Below are 6080 nucleotides of genomic sequence, written 5' to 3' on the forward strand. Positions count from 1 at the left end.
GCCCCCTTTGGTTTTATTTCAGTTCCACGATTTGATGAGTTCGTCGTAGCTGATTGTTTCGCCTTGTGGTTTTTCGTTTTCGAGTTTTGCGACGGGTGCGCCTGGGGCGTCGAGCCAGACCTGGGGGTCTTGTGGTTCGTTGAGTTTTGGTCCGATGTCGCCTTGGACGCCGGCGCGTTCGATGCGTTCCATCACGCGTTCCTGTTCTTCACAGAGCGCGTCGAGGGCTTGTTGCGGGGTTTTGGCGCCGGACATGGCGTCGCCGATGTTCTGCCACCACAGTTGCGCCAGTTTCGGGTAATCCGGCACGTTGGTGCCGGTGGGCGACCATTGCACGCGGGCGGGGGAGCGGTAGAATTCCACCAGGCCGCCGAGTCTGGGCGCGCGTTCGGTGAAGCTTTCGTGGTCGATGGTGGATTCGCGGATGAAGGTCAGCCCGACATGGGATTTCTTCACGTCCACGGTTTTGGACACCACGAACTGGGCATAGAGCCATGCGGCCTGCGCCCGGTCGACCGGGGTGGATTTCATCAGCGTCCACGATCCGGCATCCTGATAGCCGACCTTGGTGCCTTCCTGCCAATAGGCACCGTGGGGCGACGGGGCCATGCGCCATTTGGGCGTGCCGTCGTCGTTCATCACCGGCAGGCCCTCTTTGACCATGTCGGCGGTGAAGGCGGTGTACCAGAACATCTGCTGGGCGATCTGGCCCTGTGCGGGGACTGGCCCGGCCTCGCCAAAGGTCATGCCCTGCGCCTCTGGCGGGGTGTATTTCTGCAGCCAGTCGATGGCCTTGGTCACGGCATAGACCGCCGCCGCATCGTTGGTGGCCCCGCCCCGCGCGACGCAAGAGCCGACGGGACGCGAGTTCTCGTCCACCCGGATGCCCCATTCATCCACCGGCAACCCGTTGGGCTCGCCCACATCGCCCATACCCGCCATCGACATCCACGCATCGGTATAGCGCCAGCCGAGCGAGGGGTCTTTCTTGCCGTAATCCATGTTGCCCCAGGCCGAGGCCGGGCCACCGGCATAGGTCATGTCGCGGCCGGTGAAGAATTCGGCGATGTCTTCATAGGCGGACCAGTTCAGCGGCACGCCGAGTTCGTAGCCATATTTCTGCTGGAAGTCGGCCTTGGTTTTCTCGTCGTTGAACCAGTCGTAGCGGAACCAGTACAGGTTGGCGAATTGCTGGGTGGGCAGCTGATACAGCTTGCCATCCGGCGCGGTGGTGAACGAGGTGCCGATGAAGTCGGCGATATCAAGGCCGGGGTTGGTGACCGCAGCCCCTTCGCCCGCCATCCAGTCATCCAGGATGCGGACCTGCTGATAGCGCCAATGGGTGCCGATCAGATCGGAATCGTTGATATAGGCGTCATAGATGTTTTCGCCCGACTGCATCTGCGTCTGCAGCTTTTCGACGACATCGCCTTCGCCGATCAGGTCATGGGTGATCCTGATGCCGGTCATCGCGGTAAAGGCCGGGGCCAGCACCTTGGCCTCGTATTCATGCGTGGTGATGGTTTCCGACACCACCTTGATATCCATGCCCGCATAAGGCTTGGCGGCGTCGATGAACCATTGCATTTCCGCTTCCTGCTCGGCGCGGGTCAGCGAGGACATCTCGCCGATTTCGGCGTCGAGAAAGGCTTTTGCAGCCTCGATATCGGCCCAGGCGGGGGCCGATCCGGTGGCCATCAGCGCGAGCGCCATGGCGGTTGTGGTGTGGCGAAGTCTCATTGCATTTCCTCCCAGAAGTGTAAGACATCAGATGTGGTGCCGGGCGTTGCCTGTGGCGGCTCCCCGGTCGTGGCCGTCCTGTCTAGACCCAGCGGAACACCGCCGCGGCATAGACAAGGCAGAGGATGAGGGCGCCCCAGAGCGGGGCCCCGAAGAAGAACAGCCAGCCCAGGCACAGAAAGGCCGAGCCGAGAAGCGAGATGAACAGCCGGTCGCCGCGCGTGGTCTCGATCCGCAGGATGCCCACGCGCGGGGTCTCGGGGTAACGGATCGCCAGCAGCGTGAAGGTGACCAGCAGGCAGGCGATGGTCCAGAAGAACAGCGCGACCGGCAGGGTCCAGGCCATCCAGCCGCCGGGGGTCATCGGCGCGAACCAGTCGATGGCGCTGTCCTTTTGCGGGGCGCTCAGCAGCAGCGCCGCAAGGATCGCGGCCATCAGGGCGGCGGTGCCCAGAGTGATGACCGTCCAGTTGCTGCGGGTGTTGGTCACGGTCATCATACCCTTCCCAGGGCAAAGCCCTTGGCGATGTAGTTGCGGACAAACCAGATCACCAAAGCCCCCGGCACGATGGTCAGCACCCCGGCGGCGGCGAGCACGCCCCAGTCCATGCCGGAGGCAGAGACGGTGCGGGTCATGGTGGCGGCGATGGGCTTGGCGTTCACGCTCGTCAGGGTGCGCGACAGCAGCAGCTCCACCCAGGAGAACATGAAGCAGAAGAACGCGGCGACCCCGATGCCCGATGCGATCAGCGGCATGAAGATCTTGACGAAGAATTTGGGGAAGGAATAGCCGTCGATATAGGCGGTTTCGTCGATCTCTTTGGGCACGCCGCGCATGAACCCCTCAAGGATCCACACGGCCAGCGGCACGTTGAACAGGCAATGCGCCAGCGCCACAGCGATATGGGTGTCGAACAACCCGACCGAGGAATAGAGCTGGAAGAACGGCAGCGCAAACACGGCGGGCGGGGCCATGCGGTTGGTCAAGAGCCAGAAGAACAGGTGCTTGTCGCCCATGAAGCTGTAGCGCGAGAAGGCGTAAGCCGCGGGCAGGGCGACGGCGAGCGAGATCACCACGTTCAGCGTGACATAAATGATCGAATTGACATAGCCCATGTACCAGCTGGGATCGGTCAGGATCACCATGTAATTGCGCAAGGTCAGATCGCGCGGGAACAGGGTGAAGCTGGACAGGATTTCCGTGTTGGTCTTCAGGCTCATGTTCACCAGCCAGTAGATCGGCAAGAGCAGGAACAAAAGGTACAGGCCCATCACCAGGGCAGAGGGTTTGACGCGCATCATTTGGACTCCTGCCGGTCAAGATTGGTCATCACGGTAAAGAACACCCAGGAGACCAGAAGAATGACGAGGAAATACATCAGACTGAACGCCGCCGCCGGGCCAAGGTCGAACTGGCCGATCGCCATCTTGACCAGATCAATCGACAGGAAGGTGGTCGAGTTGCCCGGCCCGCCGCCGGTGACGACAAAGGGCTCGGTGTAGATCATGAAGCTGTCCATGAAGCGCAACAGGATCGCGATCAGCAGAACCCCCTTCATCTTGGGCAGCTCGATATAGCGGAACACCGCCCAACGGCTGGCCTGATCAATCCGGGCGGCCTGATAATAGGCCTGCGGAATGCTTTGCAGCCCGGCATAGGCCAGCAGGGCGACCAGCGAGGTCCAGTGCCAGACATCCATCACGATCACCGTCATCCAGGCGTCAAACGGGTCGTTGGTGTAGTTGTAGTCAAACCCCAGCGCCGCCAGCGTGTGACCCAGCAGGCCGATATCCACCCGGCCAAAGATCTGCCAGATCGTGCCGACCACATTGAACGGGATCAGCAAGGGCAGCGACATCAGCACCAGACAGAACGAGGCCCAGAACCCGGATTTCGGCATATTGAGCGCGATGTAGATCCCCAGCGGCACCTCGATCGCCAGGATGATCGCCGAGAACAGGATCTGGCGGCCAAGCGCGTCATGCAGGCGCGACGAGGTCACCATTTCCTCGAACCATTCCAGCCCGACCCAGAAGAACTGGTTGTTGCCGAAGGTGTCGTTCACCGCATAGTTCACCACCGTCATCAGTGGCAGCACGGCGGAGAACGCCACCAGCACCAGCACCGGCAGCACCAGGAACCATGCCTTGTTGTTCTGGGTCTTGATCATCAGGCGGTCCCCCCCTGCACGCGCCAGTCGTCGGCGTAGACGTTGATTCTATCCGGCGCGAAAGCCACATGGGTCAGATCCGCCCCGATCTCCTGCCCCTCGGGCGCGACGATGCTGAGCGGCTGGCCCAGCACCTCGGCCCGGATCAGGCGGTGGCGGCCCACATCCTCGACCCGCTTGATCCGGACCGGCAGGCCGTCGCCCCGGGTCAGGGTGGCATATTCCGGGCGGATGCCGATCTGGGTGCACCCGGCCAGCGGCGCATAGGACGCGCCAAGCGCCACGGATTGCCCTTGCAGATGCGCACGGCTGCCGTCGATCTTTGCCTCCAGAAGGTTCATGCCGGGCGAGCCGATGAAGTAGCCGACAAAGGTATGCGCCGGCGTCTCGAACAGCTCTTCCGGCGTGCCCATCTGCACCACCCGGCCATCATACATCACCACCACCTTGTCGGCGAAGGTCAGCGCCTCGGTCTGGTCATGCGTCACGTAGATCATCGTATGGCCAAAGTCGCGGTGCAGCTTTTTCAGCTGGGTGCGCAGCTCCCATTTCATATGCGGGTCGATCACCGTCAGCGGCTCGTCAAACAGGATTGCGTTGACATCTTCGCGCACCATGCCCCGGCCCAGGCTGATCTTTTGCTTGGCATCCGCCGTCAGCCCCTGCGCCTTGCGCGACAGGGTGTCTTCCATCCCGATCATCTGCGCGATCTGCTGCACACGGGCGGCGATGTATGTCGGGTCCATCCCGCGATTGCGCAGCGGAAAGGCAAGGTTGTCGCGCACGGTCATGGTGTCGTAGACCACCGGAAACTGGAACACCTGCGCGATGTTACGCGCGGCGGTGGGGGCGTCGGTCACGTCGCGGTCCCCGAACAGCACCCGGCCCTGGCTTGGGCGCAACAGGCCCGAGATGATGTTCAAAAGCGTGGTCTTGCCACAGCCGGACGAGCCCAGCAGCGCATAGGCCCCGCCATCCTGCCAGACGTGATCCATCTGTTTGAGCGCAAAATCGGCGTCTTTGCCGGGGTTCGGCAGATAGCTGTGCGCAAGGTTTTGCAGCGTGATCTGTGCCATATCAGGCGGCCCCTTTCATATCTGACAGCGCATAGGGGGCCGGGGCGGCAAGGCGGCCGCTGGCGTCGAACAGATAGACATGCGCGGGGTCGAGCCAGACCGTGATCTCGGCCCCGTCGGCCAGATCCTGCACCCCATGCACCAGCCCGACCCATCTGTCGGCCCCGTGATGCAGGTGAAGGAACGTCTCTGACCCGGTGATCTCGGTCACCCCAAGCGTGCAGCGGAACGGAATGGCCTGCGGCGATGGCTGCTGCAGCGACAGATGGTTGGCGCGGAAGCCGGCAGTATAGCTGCCATCCGGCAGATCGGCGAAAGGGCCGGTGGCGGGGGTCGTCGCCTCACCCAGTGCCAACTGGGCAAAGGTCTTGACGCAGGGGACAAAGTTCATCGGCGGGTCGGAGAAGACCCGCGCCGTGGTCATGTCAGCGGGCTGGCGGTAGACCTGTGGCGTCGGGCCGAACTGCGTCACCCGGCCCTCGTGCAGCGCGGCGGTCTGGCCGCCCAGAAGCAGCGCCTCTTCGGGTTCGGTGGTGGCATAGACAAAGATCGCGCCAGAGGCCTCGAAGATGCGCGGGATCTCGATGCGCAGCTCCTCGCGCAGCTTGTAATCCAGATTGGCCAGCGGCTCATCAAGCAGCACCAGCCCCGCGCCTTTGACCAGCGCACGGGCAAGCGCGCAGCGCTGCTGCTGGCCACCCGACAGCTCCAGCGGGCGGCGGTCCAGCATCGGCGTCAGGCGCATCATCTCCGCCGTCTCACGCACCGCCGTGTCGATGGCCTTCGCATCCTGCCCCATGATCCGCAACGGCGAGGCGATGTTGTCATAAACCGACATGCCGGGGTAGTTGATGAACTGCTGATACACCATCGCCACCCGGCGATCCTGCACCCGCATCCCCGTCACATCCCGCCCGTCCCACAGGATGCGCCCGCCCGTCGGAACATCCAACCCCGCCATCAACCGCATCAAAGACGTCTTGCCCGACAACGTCGGACCAAGCAGAACATTCATCGTCCCCTTTCGCAGCGTCAGACTGGTCGGATGAATATGCATCCGCCCCTCAACCGACCGTGATACATTCTGCAGGTC

At 62.8% G+C, this 6080-nt stretch carries 6 protein-coding genes; all 6 read right to left on the reverse strand.

What is annotated here, in order from left to right; genetic code table 11:
* Positions 1–18: 18 nt before the first annotated feature.
* Positions 19–1740: an ABC transporter substrate-binding protein gene (locus D1012_RS21690; RefSeq protein WP_118156217.1), complete on the reverse strand. Its 1722-nt coding sequence runs from the start codon at positions 1738–1740 to the stop codon at positions 19–21.
* A gap of 82 nt (positions 1741–1822) precedes the next feature.
* Positions 1823–2236, reverse strand: a complete 414-nt coding sequence (locus tag D1012_RS21695) for a DUF2160 domain-containing protein (protein WP_233517236.1) — start codon at positions 2234–2236, stop codon at positions 1823–1825.
* A complete protein-coding gene (locus D1012_RS21700; protein ID WP_118156222.1) occupies positions 2236–3039 on the reverse strand; it encodes a carbohydrate ABC transporter permease in 804 nt (267 codons plus the stop codon). The genes D1012_RS21695 and D1012_RS21700 overlap by 1 nt, the downstream gene beginning before the upstream one ends.
* On the reverse strand, positions 3039–3911 hold the full coding sequence (locus D1012_RS21705) for a carbohydrate ABC transporter permease (RefSeq protein ID WP_118156218.1): 873 nt from the start codon (positions 3909–3911) through the stop codon (positions 3039–3041). The genes D1012_RS21700 and D1012_RS21705 overlap by 1 nt, the downstream gene beginning before the upstream one ends.
* Positions 3911–4987, reverse strand: coding sequence for an ABC transporter ATP-binding protein (locus D1012_RS21710; protein WP_118156219.1), 1077 nt, complete (start codon positions 4985–4987; stop codon positions 3911–3913). The genes D1012_RS21705 and D1012_RS21710 overlap by 1 nt, the downstream gene beginning before the upstream one ends.
* A gap of 1 nt (position 4988) precedes the next feature.
* Positions 4989–6080 (reverse strand): ABC transporter ATP-binding protein (locus tag D1012_RS21715; RefSeq protein WP_233517237.1); only part of this gene is annotated, 1092 nt, incomplete at its 5' end.

The sequence above is a fragment of the Pseudotabrizicola alkalilacus genome, assembly GCF_003443995.1.
Lineage (GTDB): Bacteria > Pseudomonadota > Alphaproteobacteria > Rhodobacterales > Rhodobacteraceae > Pseudotabrizicola > Pseudotabrizicola alkalilacus.